This is a genomic window from Qipengyuania sp. SM2512 (assembly GCF_054954005.1).
The window spans coordinates 2,657,008-2,683,206 of the sequence record NZ_CM143134.1 but is presented as its reverse complement, the minus strand read 5'-3'; the positions used below and the strand labels follow the sequence as shown (position 1 = coordinate 2,683,206).

Sequence of the window (26,199 nt, the reverse complement as noted above, 5' to 3'; positions counted from 1 at the left end):
AGGTCGTCGTCGAAGCTCAGTTTTCTTCACCTTCCCAGTCGTCCGACAGATCGACCGCGGTCGCGGGCTGGATCGTCGAGACGGCGTGTTTGTAAGCGAGTTGCACATAGCCCTCGCGTTCGAGCAGCATGCAGAACAGATCGTAGGCCGCGATCCGGCCCTGGAGCATCACGCCGTTGACGAGGAACATCGTCACCTGCGCCTCGGCCTCGCTCACCCGGCTGAGGAACACGTCCTGCAGCAAGCGCTGCTTGGCGCCAGACCCCTGCTTCGCGAACTGATCCGCGTCGAGCGGAGAGCCCGGCATGATCGTGGAAATGGCGTGCTTGTAGACCAGCTGCGCCTGCCCGTCGCGGCGCAGGAGGATCGAGAAATTGTCGAACCAGGTTATGATGCCCTGCAATTTAACGCCCTTCACCAGAAACATGGTGACCGGCACCTTGTTCTTGCGCAGCAGGTTGAGAAACGCATCCTGGAGGTTCTGCGGCTTGCCGCCGGCATTCTTGGCTGCGGGTTTTTCCGCCTTTGCTGCGGGCTTTTCCGCTTCGACGGATTTCACCGCTCGCGGGCGCGCGGATAGGGTCTTTTCGGACATGAAACTGCCTCCTGTTGTTGGCGGCCGCTCTGCGCAGTCCGCAATCTGGGTGCCCAAGCGGCTCGAAACCGAATGGGCGCGCCCGTCAATTATGCGCGAATGTGGGTCGTGCCGCCCAAAAGACAAATGCTTTTATCGCTTCCGCGTTCCGCATCGTCCGGTGATTGCTATCAGGACGAACCCTCCCCACTCTTACGTTCCGACATTCCCAGCATCTTGAGCTTGCGATGAAGGGCCGACCGTTCCATCCCGATGAAGGTCGCGGTCTTGGAAATATTGCCCGAAAAACGGCGGATCTGGACCGCGAGATACTCGCGTTCGAAATTTTCGCGTGCCTCGCGCAAAGGCGCTCCCATCATCGCCGTCATAGCCTGCCCGCCGCCGATCTTGCCTTCGGTAACCTCGCCCGAAAGCATCGTCGGCTCGACCTTGTCGAGCTCGTCGCGGGGAGTGAGGATAATCGTCCGCTCGACGACATTGCGCAGCTGTCGGACATTGCCCGGCCAGTCGTAGGCCTGAAGCGCCGCCATCGCTTCTGCGGTGACCTGCGGGGGGGAGAGGCCCTGCTCGGCCGCATAGCGGGCGAAGAAATGCTCGGCCAGAACGGGGATGTCGTCGCGCCGTTCGGACAGCGAGGGTACTTCTACCGGCACCACGTTGAGCCGGTAGAACAGATCCTCGCGGAAGCGCTTTTCTTCCATTTCGCGCTGCAGATCGCGCGCGGTCGATGAGACGACGCGGACATCGACCCCGATCTGGCGCGACCCGCCGACCCGGACGAAACTCTGCTCGGTGAGCACGCGCAGGATACGTGCCTGGGTCGAGAGCGGCATGTCGGCCACCTCGTCGAGATAGAGCGTTCCGCCATCCGCCATCTCGAGCAGTCCGGCGCGGACCAGCTTGCCATCCTGCTCCTCGCCGAACAATTCATGTTCGAACCGTTCGGGCGTAATCCGCGCCGAATTGACGGTGACGAAGGCGTGATCGGCGCGCGGGCTCCAGCTGTGGAGCAGCCGCGCGGCAACCTCCTTGCCCGCGCCTGCGGGGCCGTAGATCAGCACCCGGCTCCCGGTGCCCGCCACCCGCTTGAGCGTCGCGCGCACCTGCGTGATCGCGACCGAATTGCCGGTAAACTCGTCCTCGGTCCCGAGATAGCTCTTGAGCCGCGTGTTCTCGCGCCGCAGCCGCTCGGTTTCGGTAGCTCGCTCGACCAGCAGAAGCAGACGTTCCGCCTCGAAGGGCTTTTCGATGAAATCGAGCGCCCCGCGGCTGACCGCAGCGACCGCGGTGTCGATATTGCCGTGACCGGAGAAGATGATCACCGGCAACTGCGGCTCGCGGATCTTGATCTCGTCGAGCACCTCGAGCCCGTCCATCGGGCTACCGTGCAGCCAGACATCGAGCAGCACCACGCTGGGCCGCTTTTCGTCGATCGCGGCGAGCGCCGAGGTGCTGTCGCCGGCGGTGCGGCACTCGTAGCCCTCGTCGCTCAGCACGCCAGCAACGAGATCGCGAATGTCGCGTTCGTCGTCAACGATCAGGATGTCCAGAGCCATGCTAAGCTACCTCATTCATGCGATTGGGGAGGGTTCGAACGCGACGTGTTTGCTGGCGGTCGCTGGGTCGGGTCGCGAGCGAAGCGCAACCTCACGCAGGTGCCACCGCCTTCGCGGGCCAGGAAACCCATTTCGCCGCCATGCTCCTCGACGATCTTGTTCACGATGGCCAGCCCCAGCCCGGTGCCCTTCTCGCGCGTGGTGACATAGGGTTCGAGAATACGTTCGCGATCCTTGGGCAGCCCGACGCCATTGTCCTCGACCGTGACGGTCAGCGCGGTCTCGTCCGCCTCGACGACCACCACGATCTTGCCGCGGTAATCGACCGGCGCCACGGCGGCGCGCGCTTCCACCGCCTCGCCCGCGTTCTTGAGCACGTTGATCAGCGCCTGGCCGAACTGATGCCGATCGCACTGGATGCCGATCGGCCCGTCGGTCTCGCCGGTCAGGCTGTAATCGACATGCGGATGCCCCACTTCCTGCAGGAACAGCGCCTGACGGACGAGATCGAGCGCATCCTCGGGACGGAACACCGGCTTGGGAAGGCGCGCGAAGGACGAGAATTCGTCCACCATCTTGCGCAGATCGCCGACCTGCCGAACGATGGTGTTCGTCAGATCGTCGAACAGTTCGCCATCCTGCAGGATCTGCTTGCGGTAGCGCCGCTTCAACCGCTCGGTGGCGAGCTGTATCGGAGTGAGCGGATTCTTGATCTCGTGCGCGATCCGGCGGGCGACATCCGACCAGGCGGCCTGCCGCTGATCGAGCAACTGGCGGGTAATGTCCTCGAAGGTGATCACATGGCCGTCGCGCTCGGGTCCGATCTTGACGGCCAGCGTCAAGAGGTCTGCGCCCTTGGAATAGCTGACAATGCCCTTTTCGAGCCCGGCCTCGACCATCACCGCAATCTGAGGAGCCAGATCGTGGATATTGCGCGTGCCGCCATCGTGCTCGCTATCCGCATCGCCCAGCAACGCCTGAGCCGGACCGTTCATCAGCAGGATATCGCCGCCGCGATCGATCGACATGACCCCGGCGCTGACCGATTCGAGCACTGCCTCGATAAAACTGCGGCGTTCCTCGATCTGGCGATTGGCGGTGACCAGCGCGTCGGTCTGGCGTTCGAGCTGGGCGGTCATGCGGTTGAACGCACGGTTGAGCAGGCCGATCTCGTCGCCGCCCGTGCGCCCTTCGACGCGCAGCGCGAAATTGCCCCCGCCCACCTCGCGCGCGGCGGCGACGAGGTCGGTCAGCGGCTCGACCTGCCTGTCCGCAAGCCGCAAGGCGAACCACACCGCGAGGCCGACCAGCCCGAGGCTGACGAAGAACAGCGCCAGATTGAAGCGCAATTGCAAAGCACGGGCGCGCTGGGTGAGATCGTCATAGGCCTCGGTGATGGAACGCGCGCTTTCCCAGCTCCTGAAGCTGTCGCCTTCCGAATTGCGCGCATTGTAGAGATATATTCCCGCGCCTCGATCGATCGGGGCGAGTGCTTCGATCCGCTCTTCCGAGCCCCGGACAACCACGGCCTCGCCGGCCTCGAGCGGATCGGCGCTGCTTTCGGCGAAGGCGACCGGATCGCTGCCCTCGCTCAGGCCGTAAACCACGGCGGTGCGCATGCTTCCGTCCGGCATGGCCTGAAGAATGGCGCTCTCGTTAACGTCGCGCGGTTGCGCCTGATACTCGTAGACCAGCGCAAAATTGGGATCGGTGACGGCGACGCGCTCCAGGATACTGCGCATATCCATCGCCATCGAAACCGTCTCCTGCGACAGGTCGAGCTGGTTTTCCTCGTAATAGTTCTGCGCCAGGTTGTTGGTGTTCTCCATCAGCCCGCGCGAGCTGTCGGAAAACCAGAAATCCACCCCCGACTGGAACAGAAAGGCGGCGAACCCCGCCACCAGCAGAGTCGGAACGGCGGCGATCAGCGAGAAGAAGAACACCAGCCGGACATGCAGCCGCGCCGTGCTCCCGGCCGCGCGGCGCAGCGCCATGCGGCGCCCCAGCAGCACGAGCAGCGCCATCGCCGGTACCAGCGTCCCGATCAGCAAGCCCGCGACCAGCTGCGATGGCAGCAATTGGCCATCCGGCGGAGCATTGGTGAATACGAGATAGCCGCTCACGACCATTCCCACGACCGCCAGCGCCGAGGCTATTTCGAGCCAGGCGAACACGTTCGAGCGGCGCGATGTCAACACAAAGCGGCGCAACCAACGCGGGGTTTGTCGGAGAGGTGAGTTCACCTGGGTGGCCATCGTTGCGGGGTTACAACGATAGTGTGGCCATTATGCAAGTTATTAATCGGCAGTCCGCGCGTCAGCGGCGACGGGCGTAGCGATCGGGCTCGATTCCCAGATCGCCGATCTTCTTGCGCAAGGTGTTGCGATTGATCCCCAGCAGCTGCGCGGCGCGGACCTGATTGCCCTCGGTTTCGCGCATAGCGTGTTCGAGCAGCGGCTTCTCGAACTCGGCGAGCGCGGCGTGGTACAAGGTGCCCGATGGCACGGTCCGGTTCGCGAGCCATGTCGACAGTGCATTCGCGAAGCCGCCGTCCGTACCGCCACCTTCCACCGCGCGGAGACCCGGCAGGTTCTCGTCCACGATCGCGCGGTCGATGATTTCGTTGCGCGCAATCAAAGCGAGCCGGAACACCACATTGCGCAATTCGCGCACATTGCCCGGCCATTCGCGCTCGGCCAGCGCCGCCACCGCATCGTCGTCGATCGAGCGCCGCGGCAGACCCTCGCGCTCTGCCAGCACCAGGAAATGGCGGGCCAGAGCGCCGATGTCCTCGCGGCGCTCGCGCAGCGGCGGCATGGGAATCGGGACCACGTTGAGGCGGTAGTAGAGATCCTCGCGGAAGCTGCCCTCGGCAATCATCGGCGCGAGATTGCGGTTGGTGGCGGCGATGATCCGGACATCGACCGCGATGTCGTGCCGCCCACCGACCCGGCGGATACGCCCCGATTGCAGTGCGCGCAGCAGCCGCGTCTGCGCCTGCGCAGGCATGTCGCCGATCTCGTCGAGAAACAGGGTCCCGCCATTGGCCTGTTCGAACTTGCCGATCGCCTGGTTGAGCGCGCCGGTGAAGGCGCCCTTTTCATGACCGAACAGCTCGCTCTCGATCAGATCCTGCGGGATCGCCGCCGCGTTGACCGCGACGAAGGGGCCGGTCTTGCGTGCGCCGAGCTCGTGGATGGCTTCGGCGACCAGCTCCTTGCCGGTGCCCGATTCGCCCGTGACCAGCACGGTGAGATCGTTGCGCAACACCCGGCTGATCATCCGGTAGACCCCCTGCATGGCCTGGCTGCGGCCGATGAACGGCATATCCTCGGCCGGATCGGATCGCGGGCCCGGCGACGGCCGGCGCGCAGCCGCCTGGGCAACCGCCTTGGTCAGCTCGTCGAGATCGAAGGGTTTGGGGAAATATTCGAACGCCTGGCTGTCGCTGGCGCGCACCGCGGTATCGAGCGTGTTCTGCGCGCTCAAGACGATGATCGGCATCTGGGGGGCGGCGGCATGGACCGCGGCGATGCTGGCGAGGCCGTCGCCATCCTCCAGCATGACGTCGGTCAGCATGACGTCGAAACTGCGCTCCGCCAGCAAGGCATCGCGTCGGTCGATCCGGCTGCACAGCGCGACGTCGTAGCCTTCCTCGCCCAGCGCCTCCGCTATGACGGCGGCGATGGCGGCGTCGTCCTCGACGATCAGCACACTGTGCGTCATTTCTCGTCCCCCTTGGGAGCCACCGGCAGGTTGATCCGGAACAGCGTCAGCCCCGCCCGATCGTCGCGTTCGTGGGCGATCCGCCCGCCCATGTCGCGGACCAGCTTGCGGACCAGCGCGAGGCCCAGCCCCTGGCCCTGCGGCTTGCTGGAGACGAAGGGTTCGAAGACATGCTCGCGAAGGGCCGGGTCGATCCCGGGGCCGGTGTCGATCACGCTGACCTCGATCGGCAGCCGCGTGACCTTCCCCAGCCGGATCGCGTTGAACACCAGCCCGCCGGTGAACCGCGTCCGCACCACGACCCGGGGGCTGGCGACCTCCCCGCCCGCATCGCAGGCGTTGGCGATCAAATTGATGAGGATCTGCTCGAGAGCGGCGCGGTCGGCCAGTACCGGGGGCAGCGAGGGATCGAACTCCTCGACAATCTCGACGTCATTGCCGCGGGATGTCCGCACGGTGCCAACCGCGTTGCGGATCGCTTCGTGCAAATTGCAGGGGGACGAAACCACGGTTGCCGCGCTGCCGAGCTGCTGCATCCGGTCGACCAGTTGCGCGATCCGGTCCACCTCGGTCGCGATCAATTGCGTCAGTGGCCTGTCCCTTGCCGTGGCGCGGCGGGTGAGCAATTGGCTCGCCCCGCGAATGGCTGCGAGCGGGTTCTTGATCTCATGCGCCAGCACCGTAGGGGCGCGCAGTTCGATCCGCTCGGCATCGCGGTCCTCGTCCTCCTGGCCGGTTTCCGACAGCGTCACCACCCGCCAGCCGGGATCGCCGGCAACGGGCGAGCAGGTGAGATTGACGCGCCGCTCGCGCCGCGCGACCTCGATCGCGAGACCGCGGGCGATCATCTGCCCGTCGGTGCTCCGCAGCGCCTCGGCAATTCGGGGATCGGCGATCAGCAGGATGTCGAACAGGCCGCGTCCGACAAGCCGGACGGCGCTGCTGCCGAGCAGTTCCTCGGCCGCGGGGTTGGCTTCGCGGACGATGCCGGCGGGATCGATCAGAATGATGGCGAAAACGACCGAGGCAAGCTGCGTGCGCGCATCGGGCGCCTCGGCCGCCTGATTCACGCGGCGCGACGCTGCAGGAAGGGCTCGTAGAACCGCTCGATTTCCGTAAGCACTTCAACGGGATCGTCGATGAAGTTGGCGCGATTGCGGAACTCGGCAGAGCCGTGCATCCCCTTGGTGTACCAGCCCAGATGCTTGCGCGCGAACTTCACCCCGACATCCTCGCCGTAATGCTCGAGCATCGCGCGATAGTGCTCGACCAGCACCGAATATTGCTCGTCGAAGCCGGGCGTCGCCAGAACCTCGCCTGTTTTCCACCAGTGCATCACCTGCGCCAGCAGCCAGGGTCGGCCATAGGCGCCGCGCCCGATCATCAGCCCGTCCGCGCCCGACTGCTCGAGCGCCGCGGCGGAATCGGCGATCGAGCAGATGTCGCCGTTAACGATGACCGGAATGGAAACCGCTTCCTTGACCTTGCGGATGAAGGACCAGTCGGCGCTGCCCTTGTACATCTGGTTGCGCGTGCGGCCGTGGACGGTGATCATCTTGACCCCGACGTCCTCGGCGATCCGCGCGAGCTCGGGGGCATTGAGGCTGTCGTGGTCCCAGCCCATCCGCATCTTGACCGTGACCGGGACATCGACCGCCGCGACGGTCGCCTCCATCAGCCGCGTCGCCAGCGGGACCTCGCGCATCAGGGCGGAGCCAGCGAGACCGTTCACGACCTTGCGCACCGGGCAGCCGAAATTGATGTCGATGATCTGCGCCCCGCGATCGGCGTTGAGCCGCGCCGCCTCGCCCATCGATTCCGGGTCGCAGCCGACCAGCTGCATCGAGACCGGTTCCTCGATCGGATCCCAGGCGGCCTTCTGGATGCTCTGCCTTGTCTCGCGGATCGCGGCCTGGCTGGCGATCATCTCGGTGACGTTGAGCCCCGAACCATAGCGGCGCACGAGCTTGCGAAACGGCAGGTCGGTGACGCCGGTCATCGGCGCCAGCACGACCGGCGTGTCGATGGTCACGGAGCCGATCTGGATCGGCTTCGGCGGGACCGGAGGGAGGGGATGCGCGCTCATGAAGGGGATATCTGCCTAATTCTTGGGCAGACATAGTGCATTGCGGCAATTTCGGCAAGCGGCTAGCCGTCGCCGCCTATGTCCGACAGTCCCCCCCTTCCCTCCTTTGCCGCCATCGTCGTCGCTGCCGGCAAGGGACTGCGCGCCGGACAGGCTACGCCCAAGCAATTCGCGAACTGGCGCGGCAAGCCCGTTGTGCGCCATTCGGTCGAGGCCTTGCGCGCGGCGGGAGCCTCGCAAGTGGTGGTCGCCATTCCCGCCGACGGTGAACAGGCTGCGCGCATCGCCTTGGCGGGACTGGACGGGATCGAGTTGATTAGCGGCGGGGAGACGCGGCAGGCCTCGGTTGCCAATGCGCTCGAACATCTGGCTGCAAGTCCCTGCGACAACGTGCTAATCCACGACGCGGCGCGACCGGACCTGCCGCAGGAAGTCATCGCGCGGCTGCTGGCAGCGCTTGCGGTTCATCCAGGCGCTATCCCGGTCCTGCCGGTCGTCGACAGTCTCGCACTCGACTCTGGCGGGCTGATGGCTGGCGCGGCGGAGCGCGAGAGCCTGCGCCGCGTGCAGACCCCCCAGGCCTTCCGCTTCCCCGCCATCCTCGCTGCCCACCGCGAGTGGAGCGCGGACCATCCCGCCGGGGACGATGCGCAGGTGCTGCGCGCCGCCGGCGGCGCGGTTGCCTTGGTGGCGGGCGACGAAAGGCTCGCAAAGCTGACCTATGCGGAGGATTTCATGACTGCCCTGCCCGCCATCCGCACCGGAATGGGCTACGACGTCCATCGCCTCGCCCCCGGCGAGGAACTCTGGCTCGGCGGGATCCGGATCGAGCACGACCGGGGGCTTGCGGGCCACAGCGACGCCGATGTGGGGCTCCACGCGCTCGTCGACGCGATCCTGGGCGCGATCGGCGCAGGCGATATCGGCAGCCATTTCCCGCCGTCCGACGCGCAATGGAAGGGTGCGAGCAGCGACCGGTTTCTCGTTCACGCCGTCGCTCTGGCGCGCGAGGCGGGGTACGCAATCGGCAATGTCGATCTCACACTGATCTGCGAGGCGCCTAAGATCGGCCCCCACCGCGAGGCGATGAGGGCGCGGATCGCCGAACTGCTCGGCGTTGACAAGACGCTGGTATCGGTGAAGGCCACCACCACCGAGGGACTGGGATTTACCGGACGCGCGGAGGGTATTGCCGCGCAGGCGGTTGCGACCCTGATCCGCGAATGACGAGGACCATCTTCATGCACTGCGCACCAACATCGACATCGCCATGATCGAAGGCCTGCTTCCGGAGCCGATCCTGCGGCTGGCCGAGCGGGTGGTCGAGGAAAATGCCGCCGCGGGCCGCAGCGTCGTGCTCGCCGAAAGCTGCACCGGCGGGCTGGTGGCCGCAGCCCTGACCGAAATCCCCGGGTCCTCTTCCGTCCTCGATCGCGGCTACGTGACCTATTCGAACGAAGCCAAGATGGAGATGCTCGGGGTCCCGAGCGATATCATCGAGACCTTCGGCGCGGTTTCGGTGGCCTGCGTCTGGGCGATGGCCAAGGGCGCGCTCGAACGCAGCAATGCCGATGTCGCCATTGCGATCAGCGGCGTCGCAGGCCCAGGCGGCGGCTCGCCGCACAAGCCGGTCGGCACGGTCGTCTTCGCCCGCGTCACCCGCGATTCGCTCAAAGACCCGGAGGGCGAGCTCAGGCAGTTCGAAGGTCCGGGCCGCGCCGCGATCCGCCGCGAGGCGACGATCTGCGCGCTCGAGCTGCTGCTGCCCTAGGCGTTGCCGGGCGCGGCTTCGCGGCCATAGAGATCGTCCGCGCGCCGCTCGAAGGCCTCGACCATCTTGCGAAAGGCGCGGTCGAAATACTGCCCCGCGATCGCTTCGAACACGGCGTTGCGAAAGGTGAAATCGACCGCAAAATCGATCTCGCAGCCGCCATCCTCGGTCGGGCGAAAGGTCCAGCTGTTGTCGAGATCGCGCAGGGGACCGTCGAGGTAATGGACTTCGATCCGCTCGGGCCGCGACTTGTCCACCCGCGAGGTAAACTTCTCGCGGATCGCCTTGAATCCCACCAGCATGTCGGCAACCATCTCGGTTTCACTGTCCGAGCGCACCCGGGTCGCCACGACCCAGGGCAGGAATTCGTCATAGCGCGCGACATCGGCGACCAGATCGAACATCTGCTCGCAGCTGTAGGGAAGCCGGCGGGTTTCGCGACTGCCGGGCATCAGCCGCCGGTCCTGGCGCGCCCCTTGGCGAGCTTGGCTTCGCGCGAAGCCTTCATCTCGGCAAAATCGTCGCCGGCGTGATAGCTGGAGCGAGTCAGCGGGCTCGAGGCGACCTGCAGGAAGCCCTTGGCGCGGGCGATCGAGCCGAAGGCGGTGAAGGCCTTGGGGGTGACGAATTCCTCGACATTGGCGTGCTTGGGCGTGGGCTGGAGATACTGCCCCATGGTCATGAAATCGACATCGGCGCTGCGCATGTCGTCCATCACCTGATGGACCTCGAGCCGCTGTTCGCCCAGCCCCAGCATGATGCCCGATTTGGTGAAGATCAGCGGATCGTGGCTCTTCACCTCTTCGAGCAGCCGCAGCGAGGCGTAATAGCGCGCGCCGGGCCGGATGGTCGGATAGAGCCGCGGGACGGTCTCGAGATTGTGGTTGTAGACGTCGGGCCCTGCCTCGCAGATCGCCTCGACCGCCGCGCGCATCTTGCCGCGAAAGTCGGGGGTTAGGATTTCGATCGTGGTGTTGGGCGTCGCGCGCCGGATCGCCTGGATCACCTTGACGAAGTGCCCCGCCCCGCCATCGGGCAGATCGTCGCGATCGACGCTGGTGATGACGATATGCTCGAGCCCCATAGTCGCGGCGGCGGTGGCCACGTTCTCCGGCTCGAGCGGATCGACGATCCGCGGCATCCCGGTCTTGACGTTGCAGAAGGCACAGGCCCGGGTGCAGACATCGCCCAGGATCATCATGGTGGCGTGTTTCTTTTCCCAGCATTCGCCGATGTTGGGACAGGCCGCTTCCTCGCAAACGGTGGTGAGATCGAGCCCGCGCATCAGCTGGCGGGTCTCGTGATAGCCCTTGCCGGTCGGGGCCTTCACCCTGATCCAGTCGGGCTTGCGCTGGCGGGCCGGGCGATCGCCCTCGGGCTTGGGTGCGGTGGAAAGATCATTCATATCGGGGCCCATCTAGGCATCGCGCTTGCCATAGGCAATGCCGCGCGGCAGGAGCTTGGCCCATGAAGAGCTATGACGATTTGATCGCAGGGTATCAGCGTTTTCGCACCGGCACCTGGCAGACGCAGCACGCGCGCTGGGAAGAGCTGCGCGAGGGCCAGTCGCCCAAGGTGATGGTCATCGCCTGTTCCGACAGCCGGGTCGATCCGGCGCAGATCTTCGATGTCGATCCGGGCGAGATCTTCGTGGTCCGCAACGTCGCGGCGATGGTTCCGCCCTTCGAGACCAGCCCCGGCCAGCACGGCGTTTCCGCCGCGCTCGAATTCGCTGTCCAGTTCCTCGAAGTCGAGCATATCGTGGTGATGGGGCACGGGCTGTGCGGCGGGTGCCAGGCGGCGCTGACGCAGAGTATGCACGGCAGGGCGCTCGGCAGAGGCGGTTTCGTGGCGCAGTGGATCGCGATGCTCGACGAGGTCCGCGAACCGATCGCGCGCGAATTCGGCACCACCGGGCGCGAGGCCGAACGCGCGATGGAACTGGCGGCGGTCAAGAAGAGCCTCGAGAATTTGCGCACTTTCCCGTGCGTGCAAGAGAAGGAGGCCGACGGCTCGCTGGCGCTCCACGGGGCGTTCTTCGCGATCTCGGACGGCATCCTGCATCGGCTCGACGAAACGAGCGGCCTGTTTTCCGCTGCCGGCTGACTTGCATGGCGCGCGAGCGCACGGCATGGGCGGCGGCATGTCCACGACCGACCAACTCAACATCGCCCTGCTGATCGACGCCGACAACGCCAGCCCATCGGGGATCGACCCGGTGCTCACCGTGCTCGCCGAACTGGGTCAGGTGAACATCCGCCGCGCCTATGGCAATTGGCGCAAGACCAGCCTCAAGGGCTGGATCGACCGGATGCCCCGGTACGGGATCGAGCCGCAGCAGCAGTTCGACATCACCAAGGGCAAGAACGCCACTGACATGAAGATGACGATCGACGCGATGGACCTGCTCTATCGCGGCCGCGTCCATGGCTTCGGGATCATGTCGAGCGACAGCGATTTCATGCCGCTGGCGATGCGGATCCGCCAGGACGGCCACCCAGTTTACGGCTTCGGCGGGGCCAAGACCCCGGAGGCGTTCCGCGAGGCTTGCAGCCGCTTCATCGATGTCAACGCGCTGGTGAAGGCGGAGAAGCAGGAAGAGCGCAAGCCAGCGCCCTCGCAGCATATCGACGAGGAGATGCTGCATCTGCTGGTCGATGCCTACAATGCCAGCCGCCGCGACGACAAGGGCTTCGCCAAGCTGTCCGAAGTCGGCCAGTTGGCGGGCAACCGCTCCAGTTTCGACACGCGCAATTACGGCTTTGCGCGGCTGATCGATCTGATCGAATCGATCCCGAATTTCTCGGTCGAACGGCGCGATTCCGGGCAGGCCTACGTCAAACGCCTGCGCTGAGCGCAAAGCCGGGAAACAGCAGCCACAAACGCACGAGCAGGCGCACGAAAAAGGGCGCGGAACCCTCAGTCCCGCGCCCCTTTCATCGTAGCTGTGTGCAGACGATTTAGCCGCCGGCGTTCTGCTGGGTGGAGTAGACAGCCCACAGATCGGCAATCGGCTCGCGCACGCCCTGCACCTTTTCGAAGGTCGCTTCGGCCTCGGCACGCTTGCCCTGGTCGAGCTGGGCGATGCCCAGCCGGGTGAGAACCAGCGGGGTATTCACCCCCGGCATCGCAAGTGCCTTGGTGTAGAATTCCTCGGCTTCCGCGGCGCGGTCGTAGCTCAGGAAGGTGTCGCCCGCAGCCATGACCGTGACCAGATTGGCATTTGCGGCACGGGCGTCAGCCAGCAACGCGGGCAGATCGTTCTTGTCGGCCTGGATCCGGCGTTCCGCCTCGGCGCGCGATTCGTTGACATAGGGATCGCTGCGATCGAGCATGCCCGATGCATAGCCCTCGTCGATCACCGCGAGGACTTCACCTGGGAATTTGCGCGGGTCGGCGGCTTCGATGTATTCGGTGTACATGCTGCCGTCGCGGAAGGTGTCGGTCCGGCGCGAGAGCCGGAGGATATCCAGGATTTCCGGATATTCGTACCGGGTTCCGTTGAGCGCGACCGCGATCGCATCGCCCCAGGTGGTCTTGTTCGGATAGGCCTCGACATAGCGAAGCGAATAATCGCGCGCCTGTTCGGGCAAGTCATTGTTGTATGCAGTCACGAAGGCATGCTTGACCCATGCCTCGGGAATCGGCTGCCCGGCCGCTTCGCGGGCGGCCATCTGTTCGTCGAGATAGGCGAAGCCGGCCGGATAATCTTCCGCCTCGAAGTAGAGGTCTGCGATCATGCGATGCATGTCATCGGCGCCAAGCCTCCGCGTCGAACCATCGGTCAACTGCGCGTCGAGCGTGTAGTTCGCCGCAATGGCCCCCTCGAGGCCCGCGCGCGCGGCATCCGTATTGCCCAGGCGATTGTTCAATTGATAGGACGACCAGTGGAACTGTCCGACCTGCTCGGGCGCAACCTTGCCGCTTGCGAGCATCAGATCGAGCCCCTGCACCATCAGTTGGTCGTTCTCGGACTTCGCGCCGATGCTGTAGAGGATGCTGCCCGCGGCATGGCGGTCGTCGGCGGTCTCGACCGCAGCGACCAGGCCGGGAGCGGCCGCGGCCGCGGCGGCATAGTCGGGCGCCTCGCCGCTGACGTTCTCGTTGACCGGGGTGTAGGCGGCGATGAAGCCCTTGGAATAATCGGCCTTGGCCGCCTTTTCCTGCTTCTGCGCCTGCGCCGGGGATTCGAGCGGTACGCCGGTGAAAACGGCGCCGGAGGCGAGCGCAAACGCCAGCGCCAGACTCGAGCTTCGCTTCGTGGAGGAACGGAATTTCATAAGGTTAACTCCCAAAGATAAGACCGGGCGCCAATTGCACCCCTGGTCCGGATCATTCCGGTGGCGACATGCCCCGACTGTTATCCAATTGCAAACCGTGCTACCCTAGCGGGGCTGAATAGCGATTGAATACCCGTTGCTTGCGGCATTCACGACCAAGGCGGGAACCGGGGCCAGAAGCGCCACACACCGGCCTTTCCAGCCACATGTGGAAAAAGCGCGCGAGACAGGCAGCCGGTTCCCGCAATCGGTGGCTTTTGCGAGGCAACCCGCCTAGGGTTCGGCGCAGCTATACGCCCTTTCAACTACCGAAAAGCAGTACCTCTTTTGAGCGACGATACCGACATCCTCGAACCCGCTCCCGCAAGCGGCGGATACACCCGCATCGACATCGTCGACGAGATGAAGACGAGCTATCTCGATTACGCCATGAGCGTGATCGTGGCGCGCGCACTCCCCGACGTGCGCGACGGGCTTAAGCCGGTCCACCGCCGCATCCTCTTCGCCAGCCAGGAAGGCGGCTTCGTCGCCGGGCGCCCCTATCGCAAGAGCGCCAAGATCGTCGGCGACGTGATGGGCAACTACCACCCGCACGGCGATTCCGCGATCTACGAGGCGCTCGCGCGGATGACGCAGGACTGGTCGCTGCGGGTGCCGCTGATCGACGGTCAGGGCAATTTCGGCTCGATGGATCCCGATCCGCCCGCCTCGATGCGCTACACCGAAGCGCGGCTGGCGCGCGTCGCCAACATGCTGCTCGACGATCTCGACAAGGACACCGTCGATTTCGCGGACAATTACGACGGCTCGCGGCGCGAGCCCACCGTGCTCCCTGCGCGCTTCCCCAATTTGCTGGTCAACGGCGCGGGCGGGATCGCGGTCGGCATGGCGACCAACATCCCGCCGCACAATCTGGGCGAGGTCATCGACGGCTGTTTCGCCTATATCGAAAACCCGGCGATCACCTCGGAAGAGCTGTTCGAGATCATCCCCGGGCCCGATTTTCCCACCGCGCCGCTGATCCTCGGCCATGCCGGCGCCAAGGCGGCCTACACCACCGGGCGCGGCTCGATCCTGATGCGCGCACGCCACGAGATCGAGGCGACCCGCGGCGCCAAGAGCGAAGGCCGCCAGTCGATCGTCCTTACGTCGATCCCCTTCCAGGTCGGCAAGTCGGGCCTGGTCGAGAAGATCGCCGATGCCGCCAAGGAGAAGCGGATCGAGGGCATCTCCGATATCCGCGACGAAAGCTCGCGCGAGGGCATGCGCGTGGTCGTCGATCTCAAGCGCGACGCCTCCCCCGAGGTCGTGCTCAACCAGATCTGGCGCTACACCCCGGCGCAGTCGAGCTTTCCCGCCAACATGCTCGCCATCCGCGGCGGACGGCCCGAGACGCTGGCGCTGCGCGACATCATCCAGGCCTTCATCACCTTCCGCGAAGAGGTCATCACGCGGCGGACCAAGTTCGAGCTCAATAAGGCGCGCGACCGCGCCCATATGTTGCTCGGGCTGGTGGTCGCGGTGTCCAATCTCGACGAGGTGGTCGCGATCATCCGCGGCGCTTCCACCCCCGCCGAGGCGCGCGCCAAGCTGCTCACGCGCGAATGGCCGATCGGCAATATCGCGCAATATATCCGCCTGATCGAGGCGATCGAGCCCGATGCCGAACAGGCGGGCGGTACCTATCGCCTCTCCGAACGGCAGGTGAAGGCCATCCTCGACCTGCGGCTCCACCGCCTCACCGCGCTGGGACGCGACGAGATCGGCGGCGAACTCAAGGTGCTGGCCGATGCGATCGAGGAATATCTCTCGATTCTCGCCGACCGGGTGAAGCTCTACGGCGTGCTGCGCGACGAGTTGCAGGAAGTCCGCGACCTCTACGCCACCCCGCGCGTCACCGAGATCGCTCCGGCCTGGGATGGGCTGGAAGACGAGGACCTGATCGAGCGCGACGAGATGGTCGTGACGGTCACCCACGACGGCTATATCAAGCGCACCCCGCTCTCGACCTTCCGCGCCCAGGCGCGCGGCGGCAAGGGCCGCGCCGGAATGGCGACCAAGGACGAGGATGCGATCGTCGAACTGTTCGTCACTTCGACCCACAACCCCGTGCTTTTCTTCACCAACACCGGCCGCGTCTACCGCCTCAAGGTGTGGAAACTGCCCGAGGGCGGGCCGCAGACCAAGGGCCGCCCGATGGTCAATCTGCTGCCGCTGGGCGACGAGGAGCGCGTCACCAACGTGCTCCCGCTGCCAGAGGACGAAAGCGAGTGGAGCGCGCTCAACATCGTCTTCGCCACCGAGCAGGGCATGGTGCGGCGCAATTCCATGGATGCCTTCACCAACATCCCCTCGAACGGCAAATACGCGATGGGCTTCGTCGAGGGCAGCGGCGACCGGCTGATCGGCGTCAAGCTGCTGTCCGAAGGCCAGGAGGTGTTCCTGGCATCCGACGCAGGCAAGGCGATCCGCTTCGCCGCTTCCGACGCGCGCGAAACCAAGAGCCGCACCGGGATCGGCGTGCGCGGCATGACTCTGCGCAAGGACGCCAAGGTCGTCTCGATGGCGGTGCTCGAAGCGCATCGCTACGGCCCCGAGCAGCGCGAGGCCTATCTGCGCGCCGCCGCCTGGAAGAACAACGATGCCGAGGCGACGCTGTCCGCAGAGGAAGCGGCCGAGATGGCGGAGAAGGAGGAGTTCATCCTCACCCTCACCGCCAATGGCTATGGCAAGATCTCCTCGGCCTACGAATACCGCACCATCGGCCGCGGCGGTCAGGGCCTGACCAATATCGGCGAGCCCTCGAGCAACCCCGATCGCAACGGTCCGGTCGTCGCCAGCTTCCCGGTGAGCCACGGCTCGCAGCTTATGCTGGTGACCGATCAGGCCAAGCTGATCCGCCTGCCGATTGAGATCCGCCATCTGGTCCCGGGGGGCTTCGACGACCACAAGGGCATCGCGGTCTATGGCCGGACATCCTCGGGTATCCGGATCTTCGACGTTGCCAAGGGCGAGCATATCGTCGGCGCGGCGCTGATCGACGAGACAGAGGAGCCCGAAAACCCCGCCGAGGAAGCGATCGCGGAAGAGATCGCCGATCGCGAGGCGCAGGTCACCGAGCCGCACACCACGGCCCATTCGGACAAGAACATCGAGGGCGAACCGGGCGGTTGATCCTGTCGAATGTCGAATTCGACAATCGCGCCCGGTAAGCTGTCGGTCGAATTCGAGCAAAAGGCGCTCGGATTCGGCCCGGCTCAGCCGGCGGTTGGCTTCACCCGCAGCGTCTGCACCACCCCGGTCACGATCAGGAACTGCGCCGCATAATAGAGCGGCCAGATCAGCCACCCGGCAACCGCGGGGTCGAGCCCGCCCGCCTCGCCGCCGAGGATCAGCAGGTCCGAAACGATGAACAGCACCGCGCCCAGTCCAACCCGATAACGCGGGAAACGGCTGAGCCAGGCGGTCGCCGCCATCAGCCCGAGAAGCGCGGCGTAGCCCGTCGCGATTTCCCAGTCGGGATCGTTCCGGGTGATCAGCCAGGCCAACAGCGGCGCAAACACCGCCAGCGCCAGTGCCGCGGCGTTCTGACTGCCCGGGCGCTTGATCCGCAGATTGCGCAGATAGAGCGCAATCGCGACCAGATGCGCCAGCGCAAAACCCGCGCCGCCGGCGATCAGGTCGATTTCGATCGCGACGTCGCCCAGCGCGCCCAGCGCCATGACGATTGCGATCAGCGCCCCATCGAGACCCCTGCCCCTTTGCGTCGCATAGACCGCAAGGAAGGCGACGGCGGCGCCCTTCCACACCATCAGCCAGGCACCGCCGATGGCGCTGTCTGCGACGAAGAAATAGCTGATCCCGGCGAGCAGGCTGAGCAGCAGATAGGGGCGGTGTTCGCTCAGGGCGCGTCTGGGCATTCGGCAGTTCCTCCCGCCGACAAGCCTTGAACGATAGTGCCCCGCGGTTCTAGGGCGTTGGCGCAATGACACACGACATCCACATCATCGGCGGCGGGCTCGCCGGAAGCGAAGCCGCCTGGCAACTCGCGCAGCGCGGCTACCGCGTCCGCCTGTCCGAAATGCGCGGGAGCGGCGACACCACGCCCGCGCACCACACCGAGGGGCTCGCCGAGCTGGTGTGCTCCAACTCCTTCCGCTCCGACGACGACGAGAAGAACGCGGTCGGCCTGCTCCACCACGAGATGCGCCGGCTCGACAGCCTGATCATGCGCGCCGGCGAGACCGCGCGGGTGCCGGCGGGCTCGGCAATGGCGGTCGACCGCAACGCGTTCAGCGTGGAGGTCGAACGCACGCTGGCGGCGCATCCCAACGTCACCATCGTCCGCGAGCGGATCGACGCCCTCCCAGCCGATGGACCGACGATCGTGGCGACCGGCCCGCTGACCGCGCAGTCGCTCGCGCAGAGCATCGTCGCGGCCACCGGGCAGGACCGGCTGGCGTTCTTCGATGCCATCGCCCCGATCGTCCACCGCGAGAGCATCGACATGGACATCTGCTGGATCCAGTCGCGCTGGAACAAGCGGAATTCCGCCTCCAACGAGGAAGGCGACTATATCAACTGCCCGATGACCAAGGACGAATACCTCGCCTTCCATCAGGGGTTGATGGACGGCGAAAAGACCGAATTCCGCGAATGGGAAAAGGACACGCCCTATTTCGAAGGCTGCATGCCGATCGAGGTGATGGCCTCGCGCGGGGTCGATACGCTGCGCTACGGCCCGATGAAGCCGGTCGGTCTCGACGATCCGCGCACCGCCTGCCCCGAATTTCCGCAAGGCCGCTGGCCCTATGCCGTGGTTCAACTGCGCCAGGACAACAAGCTCGGCACTTTGTGGAACATGGTCGGCTTCCAGACCAAGCTGAAATACGGTGCGCAGATCGAGCTGTTCCGCACCATTCCCGGGCTGCAGAATGCCGAATTCGCGCGGCTGGGGGGCCTGCATCGCAACACCTTCCTCAACTCGCCGCTGGTGCTCGACAGGGAGTTGCGGCTTCGCAACGCTTCACACATCCGCTTCGCCGGGCAGGTTACGGGGTGCGAGGGCTATGTCGAAAGCGCAGCGATCGGCCTGATGGCCGGACTGATGGCCGCGAACGAGCTGGCCGGGCGCGACTGGCAGGGGCCGCCGCGCACCTCGGCCTTCGGCGCGCTGCTGTCGCATATCACCGGCGATGCCGAAGCCGAGACCTATCAGCCGATGAACGTCAATTTCGGCCTTTTCCCGCCGCTGCACGACGTGAAGAAGAAACAGCGCAAGGAAGCCTACACCTCGCGGGCAAAGTCCGATTTCGGTGCATGGATTGAACAGGCCATGCTCGTGCCAGCCTAGCAGCGGCAGGCCGGAGTACTGCGCAGCCTGGGCCGCGTGGTCGCAAATTCGGTCGGAGTCAGCCAGTCGTTGCCATCTGTATCCGCGCCCTCGAATCGGTCCACAGTGGCCACCGCCCATTCCTCGAAGGTCAGCAGATTGTTGCCGTCGATATCGAGCTTGCGAAAGGCGTCGGTGCGACTGGACAGCATTTCATTGCGGGTGATCCTGAGGTCGCGATCGCGGTCGTAGCGGAAGAAGCGGCGCTGTTCGCGGGTCAGTTCGGTGGCTTGCGGCGGTTCGGGACCCAGCAGATCCCCCACCACCGCATGCGGCAATTCGAGTTCGTCGGCGAATTCGGCGGTCTCGAGCGGGAGCGGCGGCGGCGCGCCGCGTTCGACTTCCGCCCTCCCCTGCCACCAGAACAGGCCCACTCCGGTCAGCACGAGTGCCAGGATCGCTCCCAATGCGATGCGGTTCATCGGCGCCACCTCCGAAGCGCAAACTACCCTAACGCCCCAATATGCCAAGCCGTGTCGCAAGCAGCGCGCTGCCGCGGTCGCCGAACAGGGGGCCTTCTCCCCGCCGCAGCACCCGCGCGCCCAGCCCCCCGAGGATAGCGAGCGGGCGCAGGGAGCGAGGCATTGGGGTGGGACGGCCTGTGCTCGCCGCGGCAATCTCCTGCAGCCGCGCACGCTCGACGGGGTCGGACAGGCGCGGGAGGCAGTCCCCCAGAGCATAGAGCCGGCCCGCCTGCCGCGCGGCGTCCGCATGACCGGCCGCTCCCGCAAGCCGCGCACAGGCAGCAAAGCTCTCGGCCTTTCCATCGGCGAAGCGCTCGAAGGCACCTTCGCTCAGCGGCGCTTCGCCGAGCAGTTCCTCCCAGCCATCCACCAGCGCAACCAGCGCGGCCTCCTCGCCCTGCCAGAGGATACCGATCGCATCGAGCACCGGATCGCCCTTCGGCCGCAGCCCGGGCGGCTCGCTCAGCCGGTCGCGCCACCACGCGAGCCGCATCTGCGCCAGCATCGGCTCGCGTATCGTCGCGATGATCCGGGCCAGGCGATCATCGAGCGCGAGCAGCGGATCCAGCACATCCCGGGTGCGCCCTCGGGACCACGCCAGGGCAGTGCGGGAAGCTAGCGACAAGTCGCTGGTTTCGGTGCGCACAGGTCTTTCCTCGAGCGGCAAGCTTTCGTTAACCACGCCTATCCACCTTTTATTGGGCCTGATGACCTTATGTGTAGCCCCAATTAGGGGACAATCGTCATGCGCGGATGCCGCGACAGCTCAAAGGAAACGGCGAAGACCGAGCCTAGAACGGGCTTCCTTTCGCGTTTGCGCGCCGATGAAGCGGGCAACACGCTGGCGATTGCGGCCGCTGCGCTCCTGCCTTTGATCGGCTTGGTTGGCGGCGGTGTCGACATGAGCCGCATGTACATCGTCAAGACGCGCTTGCAACACGCCTGCGACGCTGGGGCTTTGGCGGGACGAAAGGCGATGGGCGCCGGCGTGTGGAACTTTGACAGTTATGCCGCCCGCGACGCCGCCGAAGGATTCTTCGACGCCAACATCCAAGCGGATCCCTATGGGGCGACCGGTTTAACACGCAGTTTCACCGAAGATGCGGGCAAAGTCATGGGCACGGCATCGGCCACCGTGCCGATGACGCTGATGCAGGTTTTTGGCAAGGAGAGCCAGACGCTGACCGTCACCTGCGATGCGGAAATGCGCTTGCCCAACACGGATGTGATGTTCGTTCTCGACGTCACCGGATCGATGGGTGAACGCCCATCGGGCGATTCCCAGACAAAAATCCAGTCGTTGCGGGTCGCAGTGAAATGTTTCTACGAAATCGTCGCGCGCCTCGACACCGACGCTAACTGCACCACGGGCGCACCCAGCGGCGGCACCGGCGATCAGGTCCAGATCCGTTTCGGCTTCGTACCCTATGCCACGAATGTGAACGTTGGCCGCGTATTGCCCACAAATTACCTGGCCAACAGCTGGAACTATCAAACCCGCAGGCGAGTAGGAACTGGCTGGGGGAGTTGGTCCACCTACGGCTACTCAAACTCCAGCTACTACGGAAGCTGCTCAAACCCACCCGCAAACAATGCAGAAACGCAGTACCAGGTCGATAAGATCAATTACAGAGGCGATTACTACTGCAGATATCAGTCTCGCGGACTCGTTCCGGCTTGGGAATACGACCAGCTACCAGTCGATGTCGGACTGCTCAAGGACGGTACGGCATGGCGCAACAGCTTCGTGTGGCCAATTGCCGATGACGGAAGCGACAAAACGATTGATTGGGATGGTTGCATCGAGGAGCGCCAGACCGTTCGGACGACCGATTTCACGCCAATACCCGCGGGCGCAAAGGATCTCGACATCGATCTCGTGCCGACCGGGGACACCAGCACCCAGTGGGGGCCGGCACTTCCGGATCTGATCTACACGCGCAAAAGCGGCTCAGGGAATTGGGATCGCGCTCGGGTGAGCAGCACGACGGACAATTACACCAATACTTCCGGCTACTTCTGCCCCACGCCGGCGCGCAAACTGCAAGCCTGGACCGATGCGAGCGGCTTCGATTCCTATGTCAACAGCCTGACGCCCTCGGGCAATACCTACCACGACATCGGCCTGTTGTGGGGCGCGCGTTTGCTGTCGCCTACCGGTCTGTTCAGAGCCGAGAATGAATACGCGTCCGAAGGGGGGGAGATCGAACGGCACCTCATTTTCATGACCGACGGCGATACTGTGACCTCGTCGGAAAACTATACGGCCTACGGCATTCCGTGGTTCGATCGCCGCCACACCACCGATACGTCGCGAGCGGCGCAAGACGAACAGGTTGACCTGCGCTTCGCAGCGCTTTGCTCCGCAGTGAAAAACAAGAACATCACACTATGGGTCATCTCGTTCGGTTCGGTAGCGAGCGATACGGTGACGCGGCTGCGCAATTGCGCAACCTCGGGCCGCTACTTCCACGCCACCAATGCAGCGACAATACAGCAGACCTTCCGTTCGATCGCGGACGAGATATCCCAGCTCAGGCTCACCCGGTGACGCTAGCCACTGCCTTCAGGCGCCTGCGCCCTCGCGCTCTGACAGGCGCTGCAGAGGGAACAACCCTCGTCGAATTCGCGATCGTGGCGCCGGTGTTGTGTATCATGCTGCTGGGCGCGTTTGACATGGCTCATACGCTCTATACGCGCTCGATCTTGGAGGGGACGCTGCAAAAGGCCGCGCGAGATGCCTCCCTCGAGCTCGGAACCGACGCGGACGTCCGCGCTGCTATCGACCAGAAAGTTCGCGATCAGGTAACGCCGCTAGTCGGCGACGCAGACATCAGATTCTACCGGCGCTTCTACCGCACGTTCAGCGACGCCGCCGCAGCGCGCGCGGAAAACTGGACCGACACCAACGCAAACGGCACCTGCGACGCCGGCGAGCCCTATGACGATGAAAATCACAACGACGTATGGGACCCTGACGGCGGCAACGATGGCCAGGGCGGCGCCAAGGATGCCACACTCTACACCGTGAGGTTGAGCTACCCCCGCTTTTTCCCGATCCACGGCTTTATCGGTGGTTCAGACACGACGAAATTGAGCGCATCGACTGTGCTGCGCAACCAGCCCTATGGCGATCAGGGCAGCTATGAGGCGCCGCAGGTGCGCAATTGTCCATGAGCCGAAGCCCACGCTCCTCCTTGCTGCAACGCTTGCGTTCCGATACTGGTGGTCTCGCACTGGTCGAGTTCGCGTTCGCGGCGCCGGTACTGCTCACGCTGAGCCTGACGGGTGCCGAACTAACCCATTACATCACAACCAAGATGCGAATGAGCCAGCTTGCGCTGCATCTGGCAGACAATGCTGCGCGGATCGGGTCGGGCAGTCAGCTTTCGGCCAAGCGTATCAGCGAGGCGGATATCAACGACCTCTTTATCGGCGCGGGACTGCAAGGCGGGGAACTCGATCTCTACGAGAACGGCCGGGTGATCATCTCGAGCCTTGAGCCGATGGCGAACCCCAATGACGACGGGACTTACCGCATTCGATGGCAGCGCTGTCACGGCGCGAAGACGGCGCATGAATCAACCTTCGGCGACGCCGGCGACACGGACCTGGCAGGTATGGGAATCGCGGGCCGAGAGGCAATTGCGCCCGACAATGGCGTCACCATGTTCGTCGAGGTGTATTACGAGTACCAACCGTTGCTGGGCGAACATCTTGCACCCAGCACCTCAATGATCGAAATCGGCTCGATGATGGTTCGCGACCGGCGCGACACGGTCGGCGGCGACAACGGCGTCTACCCGGTTTCGGGTGTGACGCCGTCGAGCTGCTGACCGCAACCACTCACTCCACGTAGCAGACCTTCTTGACCGCCGCGACGATGCGCGGAGCGTCTATCAGCGCCAGCTTTTCGAGATTGGCGGCGTAGGGTAGCGGCACATCCTCGTTGCACACGCGCAGCACCGGCGCGTCGAGGTGGTCGAAACCCTCCTCCATGCACAGCGCGATCACCTCGGAGGAGATCGAGCAGGTCGGCCAGCCCTCCTCGGCGATGACCAGCCGGTTGGTCTTGGCGAGGCTTTCCAGGATCGTGGCGGTGTCGAGCGGGCGCAGCGTGCGCAGATCGATCACCTCGGCCTCGATGCCTTCTTCGGCAAGCTTTTCCGCCGCATCGAGCGAAAACCCGACCCCGATCGAATAGCTGACGATGGTGACGTCCGAACCCTCGCGCACAATCCGCGCCTTGCCGATGGGCAGGACGTGGTCGTCGAACTCGGGCAGTTCGAAGGTCTTGCCGTAGACCAGCTCGTTCTCGAGGAAGACCACCGGGTCCTCGCAGCGGATCGCCGCCTTGAGCAGGCCTTTCGCATCGGCGCTGTCATAGGGCGCGATCACGATGAGGCCGGGCACGCTGGCGTACCACGGGCCGTAGTTCTGGCTGTGCTGGGCGCCGACGCGGCTGGCGGCGCCGTTGGGACCGCGGAACACCACCGGGCAGCGCATCTGGCCGCCCGACATGTAGTTGGTCTTGGCCGCCGAATTCACGATGTGGTCGATCGCCTGCATCGCGAAATTGAAGGTCATGAATTCGACGATGGGCCTGAGCCCGCCCATCGCCGCGCCGGTGCCGATGCCGGCAAAGCCGTATTCGGTGATCGGCGTGTCGATCACGCGCTTGGGGCCGAATTCGTCGAGCAGCCCCTGGGTGACCTTGTAGGCGCCCTGATATTGCGCGACTTCCTCGCCCATCACGAAGACGCGCTCGTCGCGGCGCATTTCCTCGGCCATGGCATCGCGCAGCGCCTCGCGGACCGAGACGGTGGCCATGTTGGTGCCGTGCGGGATATCGGGGTCCGACTTGGGCTTGGATTTGGGCTTCTCGGGAGTGATCGAGCCGTCCTCGTCGTCGCGGCCGACATCCTTGCCCTCACCCTCCTCATCGGCTATCACGGCACCGGCGGGCGCTTCGATCTCGGAAGCGTCCTCACCCTCGCCCGCCAGCATGGCGATCACCGTGCCGACAGGAACATTCTCGGTGCCCTCGGCAATGAGGATCTTGCCCAGCGTTCCTTCATCGATGGCTTCGAATTCCATCGTCGCCTTGTCGGTCTCGATCTCGGCGATGATATCGCCGGGCTCGATCGTATCGCCTTCCTGCTTGAGCCATTTGGCGAGCGTACCCTCCTCCATGGTGGGCGACAGCGCGGGCATCTTGAGTTCGATGGCCATGGCTCAGTACTCCCCCACCAGCACATCGGTGTAGAGTTCCGCCGCATCGGGCTCGGGCGAATTCTCGGCGAAATCTGCGGCTTCGGAGACGGTGGCGCGGATGGCCTTGTCGATCGCCTTCAGATCGTCCTCGGTCTTGCCGTTCTCGAGCAGGGTCTTTTTCATCGCTTCGATCGGATCCTTGGTGTCGCGGAAATCCTGCACTTCCTCGCGGGTGCGGTATTTGGCCGGATCGGACATGGAATGCCCGCGGTAGCGATAGGTGTTGCATTCGATCAGCACCGGACCATTGCCTTCACGGACGTGGCGGAAGGCGATTTCGGCGGCGCCGCGCACTTCGAGGACGTCCATGCCGTTCACATCCATGCCGGGAATGCGGAAGGCCGCCCCGCGCCGGTAGAACTCGGTTTCGGCGCTTGAGCGGCCAACTGCGGTGCCCATCGCGTACTGGTTGTTCTCGACCACGAAGACGATCGGCAGCTTCCACAGCGACGCCATGTTCATGGTTTCGTAGACCTGGCCCTGGTTGGCGGCGCCATCGCCGAAATAGGCCAGGCACAATCCGCCGTCGTCATTGTATTGATGCGCGAGCGCGAGCCCGCCGCCCAATGCGACCTGCGCGCCGACGATGCCGTGCCCGCCATAGAATTTGTGCTCGGTGCTGAACATGTGCATCGAGCCGCCCTTGCCCTTGGAAATCCCCGCCTGGCGCCCGGTGAGTTCGGCCATGATGACCTTGGGATCGATCCCGTAGGCGAGCATATGGCCATGATCGCGATAGCCGGTGATCACGCTGTCGCGATCGTTGTCGAGCGCGGACTGCAGGCCGATCGCGACCGCTTCCTGGCCGATGTAAAGATGGCAGAAGCCGCCGATCAGGCCGAGCCCGTAAAGCTGGCCGGCGCGCTCCTCGAAGCGGCGGATCAGCAGCATCTGCTCGTAGAAGGCGAGCATCTGTTCCAGGCTGGCATCGTAGCGTTTCTGCTTCTCGTGCTCGTCCTGCAGGCTGTGGAGTGCGAAGTCGGCGGGCGACTCGCTGGGCTGCTTCGGGTCGCTCTTCGCGGATTTCGTCGCGCTGGCGGGGGTCTTGGCCAAGT

Annotated in this window: 23 protein-coding genes; 9 read left to right on the top strand and 14 right to left on the bottom strand. The window is 64.9% G+C overall.

The window, feature by feature from the left end; translation table 11 throughout:
• Positions 1-16: 16 nt before the first annotated feature.
• From hfq to dusB, 6 genes are all read right to left on the bottom strand, one after another.
• Positions 17-595, bottom strand: a complete 579-nt coding sequence (hfq, locus tag ACQ5J0_RS13350; RefSeq protein ID WP_462568026.1) for an RNA chaperone Hfq — start codon at positions 593-595, stop codon at positions 17-19.
• 170 nt (positions 596-765) lie between these two features.
• Entirely contained in the window at positions 766-2,151 is a 1,386-nt protein-coding gene (gene ntrX / locus ACQ5J0_RS13345) for a nitrogen assimilation response regulator NtrX (protein ID WP_462568024.1), read from the bottom strand.
• Positions 2,152-2,162: 11 nt separating this feature from the next.
• On the bottom strand, positions 2,163-4,406 hold the full coding sequence (locus ACQ5J0_RS13340; protein WP_462568022.1) for a sensor histidine kinase: 2,244 nt from the start codon (positions 4,404-4,406) through the stop codon (positions 2,163-2,165).
• Positions 4,407-4,467: 61 nt separating this feature from the next.
• On the bottom strand, positions 4,468-5,877 hold the full coding sequence (locus ACQ5J0_RS13335; protein ID WP_462568020.1) for a sigma-54-dependent transcriptional regulator: 1,410 nt from the start codon (positions 5,875-5,877) through the stop codon (positions 4,468-4,470).
• Positions 5,874-6,947: a two-component system sensor histidine kinase NtrB gene (locus ACQ5J0_RS13330; protein ID WP_462568019.1), complete on the bottom strand. Its 1,074-nt coding sequence runs from the start codon at positions 6,945-6,947 to the stop codon at positions 5,874-5,876. Before ACQ5J0_RS13330 ends, ACQ5J0_RS13335 begins: the two co-directional genes overlap by 4 nt.
• A complete protein-coding gene (gene dusB / locus ACQ5J0_RS13325) occupies positions 6,944-7,963 on the bottom strand; it encodes a tRNA dihydrouridine synthase DusB (protein WP_462568017.1) in 1,020 nt (339 codons plus the stop codon). Before dusB ends, ACQ5J0_RS13330 begins: the two co-directional genes overlap by 4 nt.
• Positions 7,964-8,041: 78 nt before the next feature.
• On the opposite strand from dusB, the gene ACQ5J0_RS13320 reads away from it, so the two are divergent.
• Together ACQ5J0_RS13320 and ACQ5J0_RS13315 are read left to right on the top strand one after the other, a co-directional pair.
• Positions 8,042-9,190 (top strand): bifunctional 2-C-methyl-D-erythritol 4-phosphate cytidylyltransferase/2-C-methyl-D-erythritol 2,4-cyclodiphosphate synthase, encoded by a 1,149-nt coding sequence (locus ACQ5J0_RS13320; protein WP_462568016.1) that lies wholly within the window; start codon positions 8,042-8,044, stop codon positions 9,188-9,190.
• Between the two features lie 43 nt (positions 9,191-9,233).
• Positions 9,234-9,734 carry a CinA family protein gene (locus ACQ5J0_RS13315; RefSeq protein ID WP_462568014.1) on the top strand — a complete coding sequence of 167 codons (501 nt, stop codon included), beginning with the start codon at positions 9,234-9,236 and terminating at the stop codon, positions 9,732-9,734.
• Here the strand turns inward: ACQ5J0_RS13315 and ACQ5J0_RS13310 are convergent.
• Both ACQ5J0_RS13310 and lipA read right to left on the bottom strand, forming a co-directional pair.
• Positions 9,731-10,186, bottom strand: coding sequence for a type II toxin-antitoxin system RatA family toxin (locus ACQ5J0_RS13310; protein ID WP_462568012.1), 456 nt, complete (start codon positions 10,184-10,186; stop codon positions 9,731-9,733). The genes ACQ5J0_RS13315 and ACQ5J0_RS13310 overlap by 4 nt on opposite strands.
• Positions 10,186-11,139 carry a lipoyl synthase gene (gene lipA / locus ACQ5J0_RS13305; RefSeq protein ID WP_462568010.1) on the bottom strand — a complete coding sequence of 318 codons (954 nt, stop codon included), beginning with the start codon at positions 11,137-11,139 and terminating at the stop codon, positions 10,186-10,188. The genes ACQ5J0_RS13310 and lipA overlap by 1 nt, the downstream gene beginning before the upstream one ends.
• A gap of 62 nt (positions 11,140-11,201) precedes the next feature.
• Here lipA and ACQ5J0_RS13300 point away from each other — a divergent pair, with 62 nt between their 5' ends.
• Both ACQ5J0_RS13300 and ACQ5J0_RS13295 read left to right on the top strand, forming a co-directional pair.
• Positions 11,202-11,840 (top strand): carbonic anhydrase, encoded by a 639-nt coding sequence (locus ACQ5J0_RS13300; RefSeq protein ID WP_462568008.1) that lies wholly within the window; start codon positions 11,202-11,204, stop codon positions 11,838-11,840.
• Positions 11,841-11,877: 37 nt separating this feature from the next.
• Entirely contained in the window at positions 11,878-12,588 is a 711-nt protein-coding gene (locus tag ACQ5J0_RS13295) for an NYN domain-containing protein (protein ID WP_462568006.1), read from the top strand.
• Between the two features lie 106 nt (positions 12,589-12,694).
• On the opposite strand, the gene ACQ5J0_RS13290 is transcribed toward ACQ5J0_RS13295, so the two are convergent.
• Positions 12,695-14,014 (bottom strand): hypothetical protein, encoded by a 1,320-nt coding sequence (locus ACQ5J0_RS13290; protein WP_462568004.1) that lies wholly within the window; start codon positions 14,012-14,014, stop codon positions 12,695-12,697.
• A 327-nt stretch (positions 14,015-14,341) separates the two neighbouring features.
• On the opposite strand from ACQ5J0_RS13290, the gene gyrA reads away from it, so the two are divergent.
• A complete protein-coding gene (gene gyrA, locus ACQ5J0_RS13285) occupies positions 14,342-17,188 on the top strand; it encodes a DNA gyrase subunit A (protein ID WP_462568003.1) in 2,847 nt (948 codons plus the stop codon).
• Positions 17,189-17,271: 83 nt separating this feature from the next.
• Here gyrA and ACQ5J0_RS13280 read toward each other — a convergent pair whose 3' ends face one another.
• Positions 17,272-17,934 carry a lysoplasmalogenase family protein gene (locus tag ACQ5J0_RS13280; RefSeq protein WP_462568001.1) on the bottom strand — a complete coding sequence of 221 codons (663 nt, stop codon included), beginning with the start codon at positions 17,932-17,934 and terminating at the stop codon, positions 17,272-17,274.
• A 65-nt stretch (positions 17,935-17,999) separates the two neighbouring features.
• On the opposite strand from ACQ5J0_RS13280, the gene trmFO reads away from it, so the two are divergent.
• A complete protein-coding gene (trmFO, locus tag ACQ5J0_RS13275) occupies positions 18,000-19,367 on the top strand; it encodes a methylenetetrahydrofolate--tRNA-(uracil(54)-C(5))-methyltransferase (FADH(2)-oxidizing) TrmFO (RefSeq protein ID WP_462567999.1) in 1,368 nt (455 codons plus the stop codon).
• On the opposite strand, the gene ACQ5J0_RS13270 is transcribed toward trmFO, so the two are convergent.
• Positions 19,364-19,828, bottom strand: coding sequence for an EF-hand domain-containing protein (locus ACQ5J0_RS13270; RefSeq protein ID WP_462567997.1), 465 nt, complete (start codon positions 19,826-19,828; stop codon positions 19,364-19,366). The genes trmFO and ACQ5J0_RS13270 overlap by 4 nt on opposite strands.
• A gap of 28 nt (positions 19,829-19,856) precedes the next feature.
• Positions 19,857-20,441 carry a hypothetical protein gene (locus tag ACQ5J0_RS13265; RefSeq protein ID WP_462567996.1) on the bottom strand — a complete coding sequence of 195 codons (585 nt, stop codon included), beginning with the start codon at positions 20,439-20,441 and terminating at the stop codon, positions 19,857-19,859.
• Between the two features lie 174 nt (positions 20,442-20,615).
• On the opposite strand from ACQ5J0_RS13265, the gene ACQ5J0_RS13260 reads away from it, so the two are divergent.
• From ACQ5J0_RS13260 to ACQ5J0_RS13250, 3 genes are all read left to right on the top strand, one after another.
• Positions 20,616-22,421 (top strand): pilus assembly protein TadG-related protein, encoded by a 1,806-nt coding sequence (locus ACQ5J0_RS13260; RefSeq protein WP_462567994.1) that lies wholly within the window; start codon positions 20,616-20,618, stop codon positions 22,419-22,421.
• Positions 22,422-22,525: 104 nt separating this feature from the next.
• The gene (locus ACQ5J0_RS13255; RefSeq protein WP_462567991.1) at positions 22,526-23,047 is read left to right on the top strand and encodes a TadE/TadG family type IV pilus assembly protein; all 522 of its coding nucleotides are present in this window, start codon (positions 22,526-22,528) and stop codon (positions 23,045-23,047) included.
• 32 nt (positions 23,048-23,079) lie between these two features.
• Positions 23,080-23,706: a TadE/TadG family type IV pilus assembly protein gene (locus ACQ5J0_RS13250; protein ID WP_462567989.1), complete on the top strand. Its 627-nt coding sequence runs from the start codon at positions 23,080-23,082 to the stop codon at positions 23,704-23,706.
• Between the two features lie 10 nt (positions 23,707-23,716).
• On the opposite strand, the gene ACQ5J0_RS13245 is transcribed toward ACQ5J0_RS13250, so the two are convergent.
• A complete protein-coding gene (locus ACQ5J0_RS13245; protein ID WP_462567988.1) occupies positions 23,717-25,102 on the bottom strand; it encodes a pyruvate dehydrogenase complex E1 component subunit beta in 1,386 nt (461 codons plus the stop codon).
• Positions 25,103-25,105: 3 nt separating this feature from the next.
• Entirely contained in the window at positions 25,106-26,197 is a 1,092-nt protein-coding gene (pdhA, locus tag ACQ5J0_RS13240; protein ID WP_462567986.1) for a pyruvate dehydrogenase (acetyl-transferring) E1 component subunit alpha, read from the bottom strand.
• Between the last annotated feature and the right edge of the window lie 2 nt (positions 26,198-26,199).